This window comes from Aestuariivirga sp., from assembly GCF_047602625.1.
Taxonomy (GTDB): Bacteria; Pseudomonadota; Alphaproteobacteria; order Rhizobiales; family Aestuariivirgaceae; genus Aestuariivirga.
In genome coordinates this window covers 2,498,409-2,516,379 of record NZ_JASGGV010000002.1, presented here as the reverse complement: position 1 = coordinate 2,516,379, position 17,971 = coordinate 2,498,409, and the positions used below count along the sequence as shown (strand labels likewise).

At 63.8% G+C, this 17,971-nt stretch carries 20 protein-coding genes and 1 pseudogene; 11 read left to right on the top strand and 10 right to left on the bottom strand.

The features are described 5' to 3' along the window. The first annotated feature begins 243 nt into the window (after positions 1 to 243). From QM694_RS17510 to QM694_RS17490, 5 genes are all read left to right on the top strand, one after another. Positions 244 to 819 (top strand): invasion associated locus B family protein, encoded by a 576-nt coding sequence (locus QM694_RS17510; protein WP_415008196.1) that lies wholly within the window; start codon positions 244 to 246, stop codon positions 817 to 819. A 64-nt stretch (positions 820 to 883) separates the two neighbouring features. Continuing rightward, positions 884 to 2,314, top strand: a complete 1,431-nt coding sequence (gene tldD, locus QM694_RS17505; protein WP_415008195.1) for a metalloprotease TldD — start codon at positions 884 to 886, stop codon at positions 2,312 to 2,314. Positions 2,315 to 2,318: 4 nt separating this feature from the next. Next, positions 2,319 to 2,930, top strand: coding sequence for an HAD family hydrolase (locus QM694_RS17500; RefSeq protein ID WP_415008194.1), 612 nt, complete (start codon positions 2,319 to 2,321; stop codon positions 2,928 to 2,930). A 63-nt stretch (positions 2,931 to 2,993) separates the two neighbouring features. Beyond that, the gene (locus QM694_RS17495; protein WP_415008193.1) at positions 2,994 to 3,659 is read left to right on the top strand and encodes a DUF937 domain-containing protein; all 666 of its coding nucleotides are present in this window, start codon (positions 2,994 to 2,996) and stop codon (positions 3,657 to 3,659) included. Positions 3,660 to 3,671: 12 nt separating this feature from the next. Continuing rightward, on the top strand, positions 3,672 to 4,307 hold the full coding sequence (locus QM694_RS17490; RefSeq protein WP_415008192.1) for a DUF937 domain-containing protein: 636 nt from the start codon (positions 3,672 to 3,674) through the stop codon (positions 4,305 to 4,307). Here the strand turns inward: QM694_RS17490 and QM694_RS17485 are convergent. Further along, the gene (locus QM694_RS17485) at positions 4,304 to 4,561 is read right to left on the bottom strand and encodes a DUF1127 domain-containing protein (RefSeq protein ID WP_415008191.1); all 258 of its coding nucleotides are present in this window, start codon (positions 4,559 to 4,561) and stop codon (positions 4,304 to 4,306) included. The two genes, QM694_RS17490 and QM694_RS17485, sit on opposite strands and share 4 nt — an antisense overlap. A gap of 162 nt (positions 4,562 to 4,723) precedes the next feature. On the opposite strand from QM694_RS17485, the gene QM694_RS17480 reads away from it, so the two are divergent. Both QM694_RS17480 and QM694_RS17475 read left to right on the top strand, forming a co-directional pair. Continuing rightward, complete coding sequence (locus QM694_RS17480) at positions 4,724 to 5,605, top strand: LysR substrate-binding domain-containing protein (protein ID WP_415008190.1); 882 nt, start codon at positions 4,724 to 4,726, stop codon at positions 5,603 to 5,605. 65 nt (positions 5,606 to 5,670) lie between these two features. Beyond that, positions 5,671 to 6,459: an SDR family NAD(P)-dependent oxidoreductase gene (locus QM694_RS17475; protein WP_415008189.1), complete on the top strand. Its 789-nt coding sequence runs from the start codon at positions 5,671 to 5,673 to the stop codon at positions 6,457 to 6,459. Positions 6,460 to 6,468: 9 nt separating this feature from the next. Here QM694_RS17475 and QM694_RS17470 read toward each other — a convergent pair whose 3' ends face one another. The 7 genes and pseudogenes from QM694_RS17470 to QM694_RS17440 form a co-directional block, all read right to left on the bottom strand. Next, positions 6,469 to 7,851 carry a glutamate--cysteine ligase gene (locus QM694_RS17470; protein WP_415008188.1) on the bottom strand — a complete coding sequence of 461 codons (1,383 nt, stop codon included), beginning with the start codon at positions 7,849 to 7,851 and terminating at the stop codon, positions 6,469 to 6,471. Positions 7,852 to 7,989: 138 nt separating this feature from the next. Then, a pseudogene (locus QM694_RS17465) lies at positions 7,990 to 8,733 on the bottom strand (sulfate/molybdate ABC transporter ATP-binding protein); the annotation flags it as partial. 17 nt (positions 8,734 to 8,750) lie between these two features. Then, the gene (gene cysW, locus QM694_RS17460; RefSeq protein WP_415008187.1) at positions 8,751 to 9,620 is read right to left on the bottom strand and encodes a sulfate ABC transporter permease subunit CysW; all 870 of its coding nucleotides are present in this window, start codon (positions 9,618 to 9,620) and stop codon (positions 8,751 to 8,753) included. Then, complete coding sequence (gene cysT, locus QM694_RS17455) at positions 9,613 to 10,461, bottom strand: sulfate ABC transporter permease subunit CysT (RefSeq protein ID WP_415008186.1); 849 nt, start codon at positions 10,459 to 10,461, stop codon at positions 9,613 to 9,615. Before cysT ends, cysW begins: the two co-directional genes overlap by 8 nt. Before the next feature lie 6 nt (positions 10,462 to 10,467). After that, entirely contained in the window at positions 10,468 to 11,493 is a 1,026-nt protein-coding gene (locus tag QM694_RS17450) for a sulfate ABC transporter substrate-binding protein (RefSeq protein WP_415008185.1), read from the bottom strand. A gap of 111 nt (positions 11,494 to 11,604) precedes the next feature. Then, positions 11,605 to 12,072, bottom strand: coding sequence for an RrF2 family transcriptional regulator (locus QM694_RS17445; protein WP_415008184.1), 468 nt, complete (start codon positions 12,070 to 12,072; stop codon positions 11,605 to 11,607). A 33-nt stretch (positions 12,073 to 12,105) separates the two neighbouring features. Next, a complete protein-coding gene (locus QM694_RS17440) occupies positions 12,106 to 12,831 on the bottom strand; it encodes a 16S rRNA (uracil(1498)-N(3))-methyltransferase (RefSeq protein WP_415008183.1) in 726 nt (241 codons plus the stop codon). Here QM694_RS17440 and ubiA point away from each other — a divergent pair. Genes ubiA through QM694_RS17420 form a run of 4 tightly spaced genes read left to right on the top strand, consistent with a single transcriptional unit; the run spans position 12,830 to position 16,107 of the window. Beyond that, complete coding sequence (gene ubiA, locus QM694_RS17435) at positions 12,830 to 13,795, top strand: 4-hydroxybenzoate octaprenyltransferase (RefSeq protein ID WP_415008182.1); 966 nt, start codon at positions 12,830 to 12,832, stop codon at positions 13,793 to 13,795. The genes QM694_RS17440 and ubiA overlap by 2 nt on opposite strands. Further along, on the top strand, positions 13,792 to 15,099 hold the full coding sequence (locus tag QM694_RS17430) for a TldD/PmbA family protein (RefSeq protein ID WP_415008181.1): 1,308 nt from the start codon (positions 13,792 to 13,794) through the stop codon (positions 15,097 to 15,099). Before ubiA ends, QM694_RS17430 begins: the two co-directional genes overlap by 4 nt. Further along, a complete protein-coding gene (locus QM694_RS17425) occupies positions 15,086 to 15,856 on the top strand; it encodes a 3'(2'),5'-bisphosphate nucleotidase CysQ (protein WP_415008180.1) in 771 nt (256 codons plus the stop codon). The genes QM694_RS17430 and QM694_RS17425 overlap by 14 nt, the downstream gene beginning before the upstream one ends. Beyond that, the gene (locus QM694_RS17420; RefSeq protein WP_415008179.1) at positions 15,853 to 16,107 is read left to right on the top strand and encodes a DUF4170 domain-containing protein; all 255 of its coding nucleotides are present in this window, start codon (positions 15,853 to 15,855) and stop codon (positions 16,105 to 16,107) included. The genes QM694_RS17425 and QM694_RS17420 overlap by 4 nt, the downstream gene beginning before the upstream one ends. Here QM694_RS17420 and QM694_RS17415 read toward each other — a convergent pair. After that, complete coding sequence (locus QM694_RS17415; protein ID WP_415008178.1) at positions 16,069 to 17,112, bottom strand: bifunctional riboflavin kinase/FAD synthetase; 1,044 nt, start codon at positions 17,110 to 17,112, stop codon at positions 16,069 to 16,071. The two genes, QM694_RS17420 and QM694_RS17415, sit on opposite strands and share 39 nt — an antisense overlap. Before the next feature lie 18 nt (positions 17,113 to 17,130). Next, positions 17,131 to 17,964, bottom strand: coding sequence for a TIGR01459 family HAD-type hydrolase (locus QM694_RS17410; protein ID WP_415008177.1), 834 nt, complete (start codon positions 17,962 to 17,964; stop codon positions 17,131 to 17,133). Between the last annotated feature and the right edge of the window lie 7 nt (positions 17,965 to 17,971).

The following is a 17,971-nucleotide window of genomic DNA, read 5'->3' as shown; positions in this document are numbered from 1 at the left end:
GAACCACATTCAGGGCAAGCCCGCAACGGATGGGTGCGCGGCAAAACGTCATTGTGCAATTGGAACCGGAATTTCGCCCAAATTGGCGCGGAAATGTCAGCCCGGCTGCTCTGGCGCCCGGCTTCTCGCCGGTCACGTGGCAGTTGTGAAGTTCCCGTTCCGGCGCTAAGAGCCGATCAACTCCGCAGACGAAGAAGGTCTCCTCCCTTGCGAATCAGGTCCGAATCCCGCTGGATTTCCCTTATGTCGGCGGCAGCGCTGATGCTTGCTGCTCCGGCAGCCCTTGCCCAGAATACCCAGACACCGCAGTTCGGTCCCCGCGTCTCCAAGGATGGCCAGCCGCAGGCCAATGCGCCTGTTCCGGAAGTGGTGGCCACGCATGGCGCGTGGAAAATCCAGTGCGAAACCCAGCCAGCCGGTGCCGATGCCGCCGCCCAGCCTGCCCAGCGCCAGTGCGGCATGGTGCAGAGCGCCCAGAGCGACAAGAATCCCAATGCCGGCCTGACGCTGATTATCGTCAAGGCCAAGCAGGGCGACAAAGCCGTCACCATGATGCGCGTCATGGCGCCGATCGGCGTGTTCCTGCCGACGGGCGTGGCGCTTGAAATCGACGGAAACGCAGTGGGCCGCGTGCCCTTCACGCGCTGCATGCCGCAGATCTGCATGGCCTTCGCGGAAGCCTCGCCCGAAACCTTGGCCAAGATGAAGAAGGGCGGCGACGCCAACTTCATCATCTATGAAGCGCCGGGCGTGGGCCTGCCGATGAAGATGAAGCTCGACGGCTTCTCGGCGGCGCTGGCGGATCTCGACAAGCAGTAGCCCTCTGGCGGATTGGAACGCCCTCGCCTATCTATGCGGATCAACCTCCGCAGGAGAGCAGGCCGTGGCCGCTTCACCGACCTTATCCCTTCTCGACGGCAGCGATCTTTCGCCCGAGCGCGCGCTGGCGATTACCGCTGATACGCTCTCAGGCGCCGACGATGGCGAGCTGTTCATCGAAAAGCGCCAGAGCGAAAGCCTGGTTTTCGACGATGGCAAGCTGAAGCAGGCGAGTTTCGACGAAGCGCAAGGCTTCGGCCTCAGGGCCATATCAGGCGAAACCGCGGCTTACGCGCATGGCACGGAATTTTCGGCGGCGGCGCTCAAGCGCGCGGCGGATGTCTGCGCCAGCATCACCCGTGGCACGGTCTCCGCCACCCATGCCGAGGCCCCGGCCCGCAGCAATCGCAAGCTTTATTCCGACAGCAATCCGGCGCTGGCCATGGGCTTTTCCGACAAGGTGGCGCTCTTGCAGAAGGCAGATGCCTTTGCCCGGGCGCTCGATCCGCGCGTCACACAGGTTTCGGTATCGCTCGCCGCCGAGTGGCAGGCGGTTGAAATCATCCGTGGGGACGGCGGCACCTACCGCGACGTGCGGCCCCTGGTGCGCTTCAACATTTCCATCACCTCCTCCAACGGCAAGGACCAGGGCCAGGGCAGCCACGGGCTTGGCGGGCGCGGCGAACCGCTTTCCTATTTCACCGACGAGGTGTGGATGGCGGCAGCGCGCGAGGCGCTCCGGCAAAGCCTCGTCTCGCTGGAAGCGAAACCCGCACCGGCAGGTGAAATGGATGTGCTGTTGGGCCCCGGATGGCCCGGCATTCTTCTCCATGAAGCGATCGGCCATGGGCTGGAAGGCGATTTCAACCGCAAGAAGACCTCCGCCTTTGCAGGCCTCATGGGCCAGCGCATTGCGGCGAAGGGCGTGACGGTCGTGGATGACGGCACGATTCCCGACCGCCGCGGTTCGCTCACCATCGATGATGAGGGAACGCCTTCCAATTGCACGACGCTGATCGAGGACGGCGTGCTGGTCGGCTTCATGCAGGACAGGCTCAACGCCAGGCTGATGGGTGTCAGGCCCACCGGCAATGGCCGGCGGCAGTCCTATGCCCACGCCCCCATGCCGCGCATGACCAACACCTACATGCTGAACGGCGACAGGCATCCGGAAGAAATCCAGCGCTCGATCAAGAAGGGCCTGTTCGCCAAATCCTTCGGCGGCGGGCAGGTGGACATCACCTCCGGCAAATTCGTGTTCAGCTGCACCGAGGCCTATCTGATCGAGGACGGGCGCATCACTACACCTGTCAAGGGCGCCACGCTGATCGGCGCGGGGGCTGAAGCGCTGAAGCGCATCTCGATGGTGGGCAATGACATGGCGCTCGATCCCGGCATCGGCACCTGCGGCAAGCAGGGCCAGGGCGTGCCGGTTGGCGTCGGCCAGCCCACGCTCCGCATCGACGGGCTGACCGTCGGAGGCACGGCGGCCTGATTGCATGAGGCCCGGCATCGTCATCTTCGACATGGACGATGTGCTGTGTCACTACGATCTTGGGCGGAGGCTGCGCGCACTGTCGCGCATCTCCGGCAAGATGCCGCGCGACATCCGCGCCGCCATCTGGGATTCAGGCTTCGAGGGGGAGTCCGATGCCGGCGGCTATCCGGATGAGGCGGAATATCTGGCGGAATTCGGCAAGCGGCTTGGCCATCCGATCACGCGGGAGGAATGGATCGCTGCGCGCAAGGAATCGATGACGCCATTTCCCGATGTGCTGTCTCTGGCGCGGCGGATCGGCGAACAGGCACGCATCGCCATTTACACCAACAACGGTCCCATCCTGAAAACCGCCCTTCCCCAGCTTTTTCCCGAAGCCGCTGCACTGTTTCCGGACGTCTACTGTTCCTTTGAATTTGCCACCAAGAAACCGGACCCTGCCAGTTTCGCCCAGCTCATGCGGGTGATGAAGGCAGACGCGCGGGATTGCTGGTTCATCGACGACAAGCGATCCAACGTGCAGGGTGCCCGCATGGCGGGCCTCAGGGGCCACCACTACCGCTCCTATCGCCTCCTGCTGCAGGAAGCGCGCGATCTGGGCTTTCAGGCCTGATGGGCATTGCGCGGGATTTTCCAGCCGGTAGGATCGCCTCGAAGCTCGGCGGCGGGTGACGGCATGGCAGTGATGGACATTTTGGAAAACGCGCAGGGTGGCAAGCTCTTTGCCGCCACGGCGCAATCGTTTGGCATTTCCGAAGCGCAGGCCAAATCGGCACTCGCATCCATCTGCCCCGCCATTGCGCGGCAATTGAAAATAAAATCCGGCAATGATCCCGCCACCTTCGATGCCCTGCTCGATCTCCTCGACGATGGCGCCGATGGCAGCATCCTCGACAACGCATCCGACCTGAACGGCAGCGCGGCGCTCTCGGATGGCAATGCGATCCTCGATCATGTCTATGGGTCCCGTGACGCCGCCATCCGCACCATGCGCGGCCTCGCGAAAGACATTCCCGAAACGGCGCTGGTCAAGCTCTCCGCCATTGGCGCAACAGCCGTTGTCGCGGCCCTGGCCCGCACACAGGCAACCGCTCAGCCGCAGCCTCTCGCCGGTCAGCCGCAACGGCTTTCAGGCGGCGGCGGCATCCTTGGCACTCTCGCTTCGGCTTTGCTCAAAGGCGTGATGCAGGAACTCCAGCGCAAATTTGCGCCACGGCGGCGGCGGCGCAGCTATACGGATTATTTCGGTGCGCGGCGCACCCGCCGCACCACCAGGCGGCGGGCAAAGCAGCCATCGCTTGAAGACATTTTCGGCTCTATCCTCGGAACCAAACCTAGCTAGGAGTGTATCGTCATGGACCTTTCCGCAATCGGCCAGCAATTCGGCCTGACGCCCGAGCAGACGCAGGCGGCCGTGCAGGCGCTTGGCCCTGCCGTGCTGGCAGGCATGCAGCGCAATACGCAGCAGGGCGGCGGCGGGCTTGAGGACATTCTCGCCAGCCTGCAGGGCGCACCCGCGCGCTCCCCGTCCGTGGCCCATGCCACGACGCAGGGAAACGATATTCTCGGCCAGATCTTCGGTTCAAAGGACGTGAGCCGCGGCGTGGCGCAGAAGGCGGCTACCGCCTCGGGCATCAGCCCCGACATTCTCAAGAAAATGCTGCCGCTGATCGCCGCGTTCCTGATGAGCCAGTTCGCTCGCAACATGGGTGGGCAGACGGGGATCGGGCAGGCCGGCGGTGCGCAAGGCGGCGGCGGATTGGGCGATATTCTGGGATCGATCCTCGGCGGAGCCGGCGGCCAGCAGGCGCCTGGCGGCGGGCTTGGCGATATTCTCGGCAGCGTGCTGGGGGGCGCTGGCGGTGGCGGCGCTCAGTCCCAGCAGGGCGGCGGGCTGGGCGATATTCTCGGCTCCATCCTCGGCGGGGCGCAGGGGTCAAGCGGCAGTGACCTGCTGCGCTCCGTCGAAGAGGCGCTCAACAAGCGCTAACCGTGGCGCGGCAGGCGGCGCGCCGCCTGCGAGCGCTCTTCAAGCGCCAGCGCGGCGTTCACCGTCAGCGGCAGGCCCGCGGCCCAGATCACGTCGCCGCGGGTTACGCCGATGTCGCGCAGCATATAGTCGTCATAGGCCTCGAGCTGGGCCACCCGGCGGCGCGCCTTCCAGTTGCGGAACAGCCGTGTGAGCGGGTTCGATTCCGTCGCGATTCCAAGACCTTCGGCGCGGGTCAAAGCATAGTCTCTCATGGCACAGTCCTCCTCATTCATGGAAAGCCGATCTTCCCATGTCCGGCCACCCGAAAGCGGCAGCATCACCGTGTGTGATGAGAGGAACATGACAGTTTTGGATTGATTTATCCAACGAATGTATTTTATGATCTCCATCACGATCAATGATGGATTGCCGCCATGATCCCCAACCTCGATGTCGACCTGCTGAAGACCTTCCTGGCCATTGCCGACACCGGCAGCTTCACCCGCGCGGCGGGGGAAGTGAACAAGACCCAGTCCGCCGTCTCCATGCAGATGAAGCGGCTGGAAGATGTGCTGGCCCGCCCCCTGTTCGCGCGTGACGGCCGCCTCAGCCGATTCACGCCGGATGGCGAACGGCTGATCGAATTCGCGCGCCGCATGGTGTCGCTCAACGATGAGGCGGTTTCGGCCTTCACCAAGCCGGAACTCACCGGCACGATACGCTTTGGAACGCCCGATGATTATGCCGACCGCTTCCTGCCGGAAATTCTCGCCCGCTTTTCCCGCACCCATCCTCTCGTGACGGTGGATGTGGAATGCGTGAACTCCACCATCCTCTTCGAACGCACCCGGCGCGGAGAGTTCGACCTGTCACTGGTTTCCTTCGGTTGCGAGGTCGTCACCGACGAGCCGGTGCGGCGCGAGCCGCTGGTCTGGGTTTCCTCGGCGCGGCACAGCACGCATCTTCTCGACCAGGTACCGCTGGCCATTTCGCATGCGGGCTGCGAATGGCGCGGCAAGGCGCTGAGCGCACTGGAATCGGCCGGCCGCAGATACCGGATCGCCTATTCCAGCCCCAATTCCAACGCCGTCAACGCGGCGGTGAAAGCGGGCCTCGCCATCGGTGCGATCCCCGATCTCTGCGTGCAGCCGGGCATGAAGGTGTTGACAGAGAAGGATGGATTTCCTTCGCTTGGCACCTTCGATATCGGCATGGTGAGGAAGCCCGGCCGCGGCAATTCCGCCATCGACGCCCTAGCCCGCCATGTATCGGACAGCATGGCCAATCTCAACCCGGCGATGATCGCGGCGGAATAGCCGCCCTTGCGCGCCGTCAAACCGCGCGGCTAGTCTTCCCCGGCAACCAGCGGGAAGACAGCATCATGGATCTGGGACTGAAGAACAAGGTGGCGGTGATCACCGGCGCGAGCGTCGGCATTGGCCTTGCGGTGGCGCATGGCTTTGCGGCGGAAGGCGCTCATGTCGTCATGGCGGCGCGGCAGGGTGAGCGCCTTTCCGAAGAAGCCAAGGGGGTTGGCTCGAAGCATGGCGTGAGGACGCTTCCCGTCGCCTGCGATGTGGCCACGCCCGAAGGTGCTGCGGCGCTAATTGCGGCCGTCGAAAAATTCGGCGGCTGCGACATTCTCATCAACAATGCCGGCAGCGGCTCCAACGAGACGATCATGGAGGCGCCTGATTCCAAATGGCAGGATTATTGGGAGCTTCACGTGATGGCGGCGGTGCGGCTGGCGCGTGGGCTGGCGCCGATGATGAAACGGCGCGGCGGCGGGGCGATCCTGCACAATGCCTCGATCTGCGCCGTGCAGCCGCTCTGGTATGAGCCCATCTACAACGTCACCAAGGCGGCGCTGATGATGTTTTCCAAAACCCTCGCCAATGAGGTGGTGAAGGACAACATCCGCGTGAACTGCATCAACCCCGGCCTCATCCTCACGCCCGACTGGGTGAAGACGGCGAAACAGCTCACCGCCAACTCGGGCGGCGACTATCAAGGCTACCTGCAGGGCGTGGCCGATGAACACGCGCCCATCAAGCGCTTCGGCAGCCCGGAGGAATTGGCCAATTTCTTCGTGTTCCTGTGCTCAGAAAGGGCCAGCTACAGCGTGGGATCAACCTATTTCGTCGACGGTGGCATGCTGAAAGCGGTGTAGCGCCGCCGCTCAATACGCGAAATCGCGGAACACGCGGTCGATGTTGCCGTGCCAGGGGCCGTGATAGAGGGCGAGGAGATTCTCCGCCGCCGTCTTGCCGCTGGAAACGGTTTCGTCCAGCACGTCGAGATACTGCGTCTCGCTCTTGGCCTTGCAGCCCAGCGCATTGCGGCGCATGAGGCCGCCGCGCGCGAGCTCCAGCACATCGCGTGAAATATCGCGAACGCTCCGTCCACGGATCATCGCGTTGAGCGCCCGTTTCGGCACGGCATCGCGGAGCGCCTGGCGTTCCTCCGCCGTCCAGTCCTTCACGAGCTGCCAGCCGCCCTCCAGCGCCTCATCGTCATAGAGCAGCCCTGTGAACAGGGCGGGGAGCGCGCAGAGGCGGCGCGTCGGGCCTGAATCGCAGCCGCGCATTTCCAGATATTTCTTGAGGCGCACCTCGGGGAAGATCGTCGTCAAGTGATCGGCCCAGTCCTTCATCGTCGGCTTTTCGCCCGGAAGCTGCGGCAGCTTGCCGGCGAGAAACTTGCGGAAGCTTTCGCCCGCCGTGTTCAGGAATTTGCCGTCGCGCATGATGAAATACATGGGCACATCGAGCGCGAAATCGACATAGCGTTCAAAGCCCATGCCAGGCTCGAAGGCGAAGGGCAGCATGCCGGAGCGCGCCTTGTCGGTATCGGTCCACACCTCCGAGCGGAAGGAGAGATAGCCGTTGGGCTTTCCTTCAAGAAACGGCGAATTGGCGAACAGCGCCGTGGCCACCGGCTGCAGCGCCACCGAAACGCGGAGCTTCTTCACCATGTCGGCTTCCGAGCCGAAGTCGAGATTCACCTGCACCGTGCAGGTGCGAAACATCATGTCGCGGCCATAGCGGCCCACCCTGTCCATATAGGGGGCCATGATGTTGTAGCGGCCCTTGGGCATGATGGGGGTTTCGGCGCGCGTCCATTTGGGCGAAGCGCCGAGCCCCAGAAAGCCGATGCCCAGTTGATCGCCCACCTCGCGCACCTGGCCGATGTGCTCGTTCACCTCGGCGCAGGTGTCATGCACGGTCTCCAGCGGCGCGCCCGAAAGTTCAAACTGCCCGCCCGGCTCCAGCGAGATATTGGCAAGGCTCTTGGGGTCGGCGAGGGCAATGATGTTGTCACCCTCATAGACGCCTTCCCAGCCGAAGCGGTCGCGCAGGCCTTCCAGCAAGGCGCGGATGGAGCGCGGGCCTGCATAGGGCACGGGCTCCAGCGTGTCGGTGAGGAAGGGGAATTTCTCGTGCTCGGTGCCGATGCGCCACTCGGACTTGGGCTTCGATCCCGATGCCAGATAGCCGATCAGCTGGTCTTTCGATTCAATCGGCGCGCGCGCCTGCGGTGTGTCGGGGGTCGGTCCGCTCACGGGGGAAAATCCTGGTTGCCTTCGCGCAGAAGGATTTAGGCGGCGGCCTTAAAACGGGCAAGACAAAGATTGCCGCGCCATCCATCAGGCGCGCTTATGGATGGCCGCCCGGCGGTGCAGCGGTATGACCTCGGCCCGGCGGATGCGGGCCAAGTCGATGTCGGAAACGAAATCGGCAACAAAATGCGACGCGGGAGATTCGAGAATCTCTTCCGGCGTTCCCACCTGTTCGATCTTGCCCTGGTTGAGGATCACCACGCGGTCAGCCAGTTCAAAGGCTTCTTCCTGGTCATGGGTCACGAACAGCGTGGTGTGGCCGATGCGCGCATGAAGCTCGCGCAGCCAGCGGCGCAGGTCCTTCCGCACCTTGGCATCGAGCGCGCCGAAGGGCTCGTCAAGCAGCAGCACGCGCGGTTCAATGGCAAGTGCGCGCGCCAAAGCCACGCGCTGCCGCTGGCCGCCCGAAAGCTGGGTGGGAAAACGCTGCTCCAGCCCGTCGAGTTGCACGAGGTTCAGCAGTTCCAGAACCTTGGCACGGATCGCCGCCGCGGATGGCCTTGTCTTGCGCGGCCGCGCCTTGAGACCAAAGGCAATGTTGTCCATCACCGTCATGTGGCGGAACAGCGCATAGTGCTGGAATACGAAGCCAATGCGGCGCTCGCGGAGCGTCAGCGCATTGGCGTCGATGTCGCCGAACAGAACCTGTCCGCGATCCGCCTGCTCAAGACCGGCGATGGTGCGGAGCAGCGTCGTCTTGCCGGAGCCCGAAGGGCCGAGCAGCGCCACCAGTTCGCCCGCCTGCACGTCAATTGAAACGCCCCCCAAAGCGGGATAGCGGCCAAAGGCTTTTTCCAGATTGCGCACGGTGACGTTGACGGACATGGGCTTGCTCCCTGCGTTCAATGGCGGCGGCTGGCGGCAAGTGCCGCTCCATAGCGCCATTCGAGGATGGTCTTGAGAATGAGGGTGAGAAGGGCGAGTGCTGCCAGCAGCGCGGCCACCGCAAAGGCAGCAGAGATGTTGAACTCGTTGTAGAGGATCTCGATGTGCAGCGGCATGGTGTTGGTGAGGCCCCGGATATGGCCGGAGACCACCGAGACAGCGCCGAACTCACCCATGGCGCGGGCATTGCACAGCAGCACCCCATAGAGCAGCGCCCATTTGATGTTGGGCAGCGTCACATGAAAGAAGGTGTACCAGCCGCCCGCGCCCAGCGTGAGGGCGGCCTCTTCCTCCGCCGTGCCCTGCGCCTGCATCAGCGGGATCAGTTCGCGCGCCACGAAGGGAAAGGTCACGAAGACCGTTGCCAGCACGATACCCGGCACCGCGAAGATGATCTCGATGTCATGGGCTTTCAGCCACGGTCCCAGCCACCCCTGCGCGCCAAACAGCAGCACATAGATCAGGCCGGCGATCACCGGCGAAACCGAGAAGGGAAGGTCGATCAGCGTCAGCAGCAGCGACTTGCCGGTGAAATTGAACTTGGCGATGGCCCAGGCGGCGGCAACGCCGATTACCGCATTGAGCGGCACGGCGATGGTAGCGACCAGCAGCGTAAGCCGGATTGCCGACAGCGCATCAGGCTCCGAAATCGCCGCGAGAAAGGCTGATGCGCCATGGCGAAACGCCTCGAGAAACACGATGGCCAGCGGCAGGAACAGCACCGCCAGCAGGAACAGGATGGCGGTGCCGATCAGCGCCCAGCGCGCGCCAGAGCTTTCCGTGGTGGCGGAGTGAATGGCAAGCGGCGGCAGGGCGATGTCAGACATTGCCAAGCCTCTTCCGGCTCCACGCCTGCAACTGGTTGATGATGAGCAGCAGCAGGAAGGCGATCACCAGCATCAGCACCGCCACGACAGTTGCGCCCTGATAATCAAATTCCTCGAGCTTGATGACGATCAGCAGCGGAGCGATTTCCGAGACGCGCGGAATATTGCCGGCAATGAAAATGACCGAGCCATATTCCCCGATACCGCGCGCCAGCGCCATCGCAAAGCCCGCAAGAAGGGCCGGATAGACATGCGGCAGGATCACCCGGAACACGGTGCGCGTGCGGCTGGCGCCCAGAAGAGCCGAGGCCTCCTCGATGTCGCGGTCCACCTCCTCCAGTACCGGCTGCACGGCGCGCACCACGAAGGGCAGGCCGACAAAGATCAGTGCAAGGACGATCCCCGAAGGCGTATAGGCGATCTTGAAACCGAGATCGCGCGCCAGCGAACCGATCCAGCCATTGGGCGCGTAAATCGTTGTGAGCGCAATGCCCGCCACGGCGGTGGGGAGCGCAAAGGGAAGGTCCACGGCGGCATCGATCAGCCGCTTGCCGGGAAAGTCATAGCGCACCAGCACCCAGGCGAGCAGCAGGCCGAATACGGCGTTCACCGCCGCCGCAATAAAGGCGGCGCCAAAGGAAAGTTTCAGCGCCGCAATCGTGCGCGGATCGCGGGCGATGGCCCAGAACTCGGCGGGGCCGATGCTGGCCGCTTTCAGCACCAGTGCGGCCAGCGGGATCAGCACGATCAGGCAGAGCGCCGTCACGGCGAAACCAAGCGCCAGCCCGAAGCCGGGCAGGACGCTTGGTTCACGCAGGCGCTGGAGGGATGTCTGCGCCATGCTCCGTCAGTTGGTCGGCTTGTAAAGCTGGTCGAACAGCGCGCCATCGGCAAAGTATGTTGCCTGCGCCTTGCTCCAGCCGCCAAAAGCACCGTCGATGGTCACCAGTTCCAGCTTGGGGAATTTGGCGATGTCAGCCGGGTCCGCCGCCGAGGGATCGGACGGGCGATAGTGGTCATGCGCGGCGATCTTCTGCGCGGCGGGCGAATAGAGGAAATCGAGATAGGCCTTGGCCTGCTTCTCCGTTCCCTTGGCCTTCACGTTTTCATCGACGAGCGCCACCGGCGTTTCGGCTTTGATCGAGAGGGACGGCACGACGACTTCAAAATTGTCGGCGCCGAATTCATCGAGCGCCAGATAGGCGTCATTTTCCCAGCTGATCAGCACATCGCCCAAACCGCGTTGCGCGAAAGTGAGCGTTGAACCACGCGCACCCGTGTCAAGCACCGGCACGTTGCGGTAGAGATCGGTCACGAAATCCTTCACCTTGTTGTCATCGCCGCCATAGGCCTTCTCGCCCCAGGCCCATGCCGCGAGGAAGTTCCAGCGCGCGCCGCCGGATGTCTTGGGATTGGGGGTGATCACCTGAACGCCATCCTTGGCGAGATCGCCCCAGTCCTTGATGGCCTTGGGATTGCCCTTGCGCACCAGGAACACGATGGTTGAGCTGAAGGGCGTCGAATTGTTCGGCAGGCGCTTGGCCCAATCCTCCGGCAGCAGCTTGCCCTTCTTGGCGATGGCGTCGATGTCGGCGGCGAGCGCCAGCGTCACCACATCGGCTTTCAAGCCATCGATCACCGCGCGGGCCTGCTTGCCGGAGCCGCCATGGCTTTGCTCGATGGTGATGGTTTCGCCGGTCTTCGCCTTCCAGTCGGCCATGAAGGCGGCGTTGATGTCCTTGTAGAGTTCGCGCGTCGGGTCATAGGACACGTTGAGCAGCGTTACATCGGCGAAGGCCGAGGCCGCGAAAGCTGTAAGGGTGAGGCCGGTCACACCGAAAATCGTTGCGCGGCGAAGAGTTGAGAAACGCATGGGCCATCTCCTGTCTGTTGATTGACCCAATACTATACGGATTAAGTCGTGATTCAAGCCCAAAAGTTCTGTTTTCCGAACATTTCGTATTTTATACAGGAATTCAGGTGGTTAGGCGGGTTGCGCATGCACATCGGCAGCGGCGGCATTGCCGGAAGCCGTGTCAGCCTGCCGCATCACTTGCGCCAATGTGGTGGTTTCAAGCGACGCGAGATAATCGGAATAGGCCTTGGAAAAGCCGATTCGCAGTTCGCAGGCCGCTTCGCTCCGGCAATCGTCGCAGCGGCGATAGGCGGTGCGGGAAAGACAGGGCAGCGGCGCGATCGGCCCATCGACGGCACGCAGCATCGGGCCGATGAGAATGAGGTCGGCAGGCTTCAAAAGCTCATATCCGCCGTCTCTCCCGCGCCGGCTGGTGATATAGCCCGCCGCCTTCAACGTGAGGAGAATCTGCTCGAGAAACTTGCGCGGCAGCTTTTCCTGTTCGGCCAGTTCACGAATCTGCAGCCCCTCGCCCGGCTTGGAGCGGGCAAGGGCCACGACAGCCTTGAAGGCATAGCGGGCGCGCTGCGAAATCATGACGACAGAAATAGTCGCCTTCGCATCAAAGTTTCAAGTCCAGTCGCCGAGAACCGCCTGCACCAGCGCCAGCGCTGCCACCGCCGCCGTATCGGCGCGCATGATGCGGGGGCCCAGCGAAATCGCCGTCACGAAGGGAAGCCGGGTCAGCGCCTGCTTTTCCTCCGCCGTGAAGCCGCCTTCGGGGCCGATCAGCACGGCCGCCGGAGTCCTCGCTTCTTTCAGCGCCGTCACGGGATTGGCGATGGCCGCCGTCTCGTCGCAATAAATGAGCCGCCGCCCGGACTCCCAGCCCGCCAGAACCGCCGCGAGTTTCTGCGGCTCCAGAACCTCCGGGACGAAGACGAGATTGCACTGTTCCGCCGCCTCGATGACATTGGCGCGCATGCGCTCCATGTTCACGCGTTCGGCCACCGTGCGGTGGGTGATAATGGGGCGCAGCCGCCTGGCCCCCAACTCCACCGCCTTCTGCACCACGTAATCGAGCCTCGCATGTTTCAGGGGCGCGAAAATGTAATCGATGTCGGGCGGGGCCACGGCATCGGCCACCCGGCGCTCGCAGCGGAGGCTCACCTCTTTCTTGCCCACGGTCGCGAGATAGGCCAGCCATTCGCCGTCGCCGCCGTTGAACACGCGCACCGGGTCGCCGCCCGCGAGGCGCAGCACGCCGGTCAGGTAATGCGCCTGCTCGCGCGGCAGGGCGATCTCGCGCTGTTCGGACAGCGCGCCGGCCACATGGATGCGGGGAGTGGTTTTCATGGGTGGCCCGGTGTACACCGCGCCCATGAGCCATGTCAGCAGACAAGATGCGCCGGTGGCCGATGCGCTGAAAGGCCATTGGGCGGACAGGCTGCTGCCGCCTCCCGTCCGCCCCTATGCGCGGCTGATGCGGCTGGAACGGCCCATCGGCTGGTGGCTGCTGCTGCTGCCCTGCTGGTGGGGCCTGCTGTTGGGGCAGATCGCGCTGGGCGGCGGCTTCTCCAATCTCTGGTATGCGGCGCTGTTCCTGATCGGCGCCATCATCATGCGGGGCGCCGGCTGCACGCTGAACGACATAGCCGACCGGGACTTTGACGGACAGGTCGAGCGCACCAGGCTCAGGCCCATCCCTTCCGGCCAGGTGAGTGTCACGCAAGCCTTCATCTTTCTCGCCGTGCTGTGCCTCATCGGCCTCGCGGTGCTGCTGCAGTTCAACCGCTTCACGATCCTGACCGGAATCGCCTCGCTGGCCATCGTCGCCGTCTATCCCTTCATGAAGCGCATCACCTATTTTCCGCAATTCGTGCTGGGCCTCGCCTTCAACTGGGGCGCGCTTCTCGGCTGGACGGCGCTGCATGGCAGCCTCTCCGCCCCGCCGCTCCTGCTCTATGCGGCGGGCGTATTCTGGACGCTCGCCTATGACACGATCTATGCCCATCAGGACAAGGACGACGACATCCTGATCGGCGTCAAATCAACGGCTCTCAAATTCGGCGACGCCACACTGCCGTGGCTCGCGGTATTCTTCGCGCTCAGCCTTGCCCTGCTCGATGCCGCGCTGTGGACGGCGGGGGCGAGCCTCATCGCCCATACCGGGGTTGCCGCGGCGGCACTCCATGCGGCGTGGCAGCTTGCCCGCTTCAAAGCGGATGATCCGGACCGCTGCCTTGAACTCTTCCGCTCCAACCGCATATTTGGCCTCATCATCACCCTGGCCCTTCTTCTGGATTGCCTCCTCACATGACTGACGATCTTCTGACCCTTGCGGGCGATGCGGTTGCCCGCGCCCGCAAACTCGGCGCCGACCAGGCCGAAGCCTCGGCCGGCGACAGCCGCGCCACCGATGTCGAACTGCTGCATGGCGCAATTGAAAAGCTGGAAGGGGCGGAAGGCCGCCGCATCGGCCTCACCGTGTTCGTGGGCAAATCATCCGCTTCGGTGTCGAGCGGCGTGTTCACCCCGGACGCGCTGGACCGCCTTGCCGAAGCCGCCATCGCCATGGCGAAGCTGGCGCCGCCCAATCCCTTTGCGGGCATCGCCGATCCCTCGCAGCTGGCGGCGGAGTTTCCCGATCTCGACCTGGTGTCGAAAGAGCTTCCCGATGCGGCCCGGTTGCAGGAGATCGCGCGGGCGGCGGAAGAGGCAGCCCTCGCCGTCAAGGGCGTAACCAAGTCGGGCGGCAGCGGCGCATCGGCCTATGACCGCTCCGGCGCGATGGTCATCTCCAACGGTTTTTCGCGCGCCTCGCGCCGCACTGGCGTCTCGGTCAGCGTGTCGGCCATCGCGGGCGATGGCACGGCGATGGAGCGCGACTATGATTACTCCTCGACCGTGCATTTCTCCGACCTGCGTTCCCCCGAAGCCGTAGGCCGGGAGGCCGGCGAGCGGGCGGTGAAGCGGCTCAATCCGCGCAAAGTGAAGTCGCAATCTGTGCCCGTTATTTTCGACAAGCGCGTGGCCACCAGCCTCATCGGCCATCTGCTCAGCGCGATTTCAGGTTCGGCCATCGCGCGCGGCACCAGTTTCCTGAAAGACCGGCTGGGCCAGCAGATTCTCTCGAAAGGCGTCACCATCGTCGAAGACCCGTTCCGCAAGCGCGGCCTTGCCTCACGGAGCTATGATGGGGACGGCCTTCCCATGACGCCGCGCCATCTCATCGATCAAGGCGTTCTCACCACCTGGCTGCTCGATCTCAAATCGGCCAGGCAACTGAACATGGCGCCCACTGGCCATGGCTCCGGCCCGTCCAACCTGCACATGCAGCCGGGCGGCCCGCTCGCCGATATGCTCAAGGCCATTCCGCAGGGTCTCTATGTGACGGAGATGATCGGCTCCAGTGTCAACGGCGTCACGGGCGACTACAGCCGGGGCGCGTCAGGCTTCTGGATCGAGAATGGCCAACTCACCTATCCGGTGAGCGAAATCACCATCGCCGGAAATCTCAAGGACATGTTCCTCAACCTCACGCCCGCTGATGATCTGGAATTCCGCTCCTCCATCAACGCGCCCTCGTGCCTCGTCGAGGGGTTAACCCTTGCCGGACGCTGACGCGGCGCTGCTGTTCGAGACTGTCCGCGCGGCGGGTGACCTGGCGCTCAGCATGATGCGGCGGCGCGTGAAGCACTGGCGGAAACCTGACGGCTCACCGGTGAGTGAAGGCGACATCGCCGTGGATCAATTGCTGAAAGAGCGCCTGCAGAAGGCGCGGCCCGATTACGGCTGGCTCTCCGAGGAGACGCCCGACAGCGCGGCGCGGCTTTCGTGCGACACGATCTGGATTGCCGATCCCATCGACGGCACGCGGGCCTTCATCGCAGGAAAAGACACCTGGGGCGTCGCCGTTGCCCTCGCCCGCAAGGGCCGGGCGGTGCTGGGCGCTGTTTATTGTCCGTTGACGGATGAATTCTTCACCGCCATCGAAGGCCATGGCGCGTTTCTCAATGATGCGCGGCTGGAGCTTGCGGATGATCCAGCGCTCACAGGAGCGCGCATCGCCGGCAGCAAAGGGGCGCTCAGGCAATTGTCCGTCTACGGAATAATACCGGACATTTCCGGCTCCCTGCCCTTGCAACTGCGCCTCGCCCATGTGGCGGCGGGACGTCTCGATGGCGCGCTCTCCACCGGCCACAAGAATGACTGGGATCTGGCGGCGGGTGATCTTCTGGTGCGGGAGGCGGGCGGCATGGCCGGAGATCTTTCCGGCAAGCCCTTTGTTTACAACCGTCCCGAACCGTGGCAGCAGGGCATGATTGCGGCAGGTGCGAAGAGATTTGCCGCCCTCACGGAGGCCCTGAAGACCCCATGACTTCTCCCGCGAAACCCGGCAAGCAGCTTCTCCACCTCGTGTTCGGCGGCGAGCTCAACAGCCTGAAAGACGTTGATTTCAAAGACCTTTCAAAGCTCGACGTGGTGGGGTTCTTCCCCGATTACGCGAGCGCCTATCAGGCCTGGCTGGGCAAGGCGCGGGAAACCATCGACCAGGCGCAAACCCGCTATTTCATTGTGCATCTGCACAGGCTACTCGATCCGTCGACCGAGGCCAAAAAGGCCGATTAGAGCCTGCCCTGCTCCTGCAGCAGGCCCAGCGGATAGACGGTCAGCGGATTGTTGGCGGCGAGTTGGCGAAGCCTCTCCTCGGCTGCCGTGCAATCCCTCTTCATCTGCGCGACAAGATCGTTGATCGAACTCGAAGCGGCGGTCGGGGCGCACGAGGCTCACCAGTTCCACCAGCATGGTGCGGCCATAGAGATCGCCGTCGAAGCCGATCAGATAGACCTCGAGGAAGGTGCGGCCCGTCTCGAAGGTGGGACGGTCGCCGAAATAGCCGGCGCCCTGCCACACCGGCGCATCGGGAACATCGGCCTCGCGCACGCGCACCGCATAGATGCCACGGAACGGCTCCACGCCTTTTTCCACGATAATGTTGAGCGTGGGAAAGCCGATGGTGCGGCCGCGGCGGTCGCCATGCACCACCATGCCTTCCACCGTCCAGTGGTACCCCAACTCATGGCTCGCCTGCTCCACATGGCCATGGCTCAAGGCGCTGCGGATCGAGCTTGAGGAAAAGGGCGAATGGGCATCGCCCTCATCAGTCACCTGATCGACGATGGTGACGCCAAAGCCCTGCTGCTGACCGAACTGCACCAGCGCTGCCGGGCTGCCACGCCGTCCCTTGCCGAAATGAAAATCATACCCCGTCACCACATGCGACACGCCCAGCCTCTCGACGAGGTGGCGCACCACGAAATCAGCGGCCTCGAGATTTGAAAGGTCTGCGTCGAATTCCTGAACCACGGTAAAGGATGCGCCAAGCGCCCGGATCAGCCGCAGCTTGAGCGGTTTTGGCGTGAGACGAAAAACCGGTTCAGTGGGCTTGAAGAAACTCCGGGGGTGCGGCTCGAAGGTCAAAACGCCCCACGGCTTGCCGCTCGCCTCCGCAAGGACGCGGGCCTCGTCCAGAAGCTTCTGGTGGCCCCTGTGCATGCCGTCGAAATTGCCGATGGCGATGACAGCGCCGCGCAATTCCTCCGGCAGCGCGGCATTCGATTCAATCACACGCATGAACGCAAACGTCCCTCGTCAGTCCCAGCGAAGCTGGTGCATGGTGGCGGCGATGCGCGCTTCGGGCACCAGGCTGCGGACCCTTGCTTCCGCCGCCTCAAGCCCCTCGCTCGCATCGGTCACCCCTTCTGCAACAAGAAGGGCGTCAAGGCCATAGGCGGCAGCGCCGCGTATGTCGGTTTCAGGGCCGTCGCCGATGGCGAGAATATCCTCGCGCTTCACCTCGCCACCCCGGATGCGGCGCGCTTCCGCCAACGCCAGATCATAGATGGGCCGATAGGGCTTGCCCGCCATCTGCACGCGCCCGTCGATATTTGCATAGGCTTCGGCGAGGGCTCCGGCGCAATAGAGGATGCGGTCGCCATGGCGCACAATCTTGTCGGGGTTGGCGCAGATCATTTCGAGATCGCGCGATTTCATCCCGGCGAGGAGATCGGCATAGTCCTTCGGCGTTTCGGTGCGATCATCGAACAGGCCGGTGCACAGGCAGGCATGGGCCTTGCGCATCGACACGCGCTCGACATTCAGCCCCTCGAAAATCGACAGGTCGCGCTCCGGCCCCAGATGAAAGATTTTACCGCCGCCATGGGTCACCACCAGATCGCGCGTCACGTCGCCCGAGGTGGTGATGCTGTCGTGGCTTTGGGGATCGACGCCCAACTGCGCAAGCTGGCGCGCGACGCCCGCCCTTGTGCGCGGCGAATTGGTGACGAGGATGACAGTGCCGCCCCGGCTTCGGTGTTTGGCCAGCGCATGGGTGGTGGAGAGAAAGGGCTGGCGGCCATTGTGCACCACGCCCCAGATGTCGCAGAACCATACGGGGTAGCGCCGCGAGAGCGCCTCCATCGTCATCGCGGGG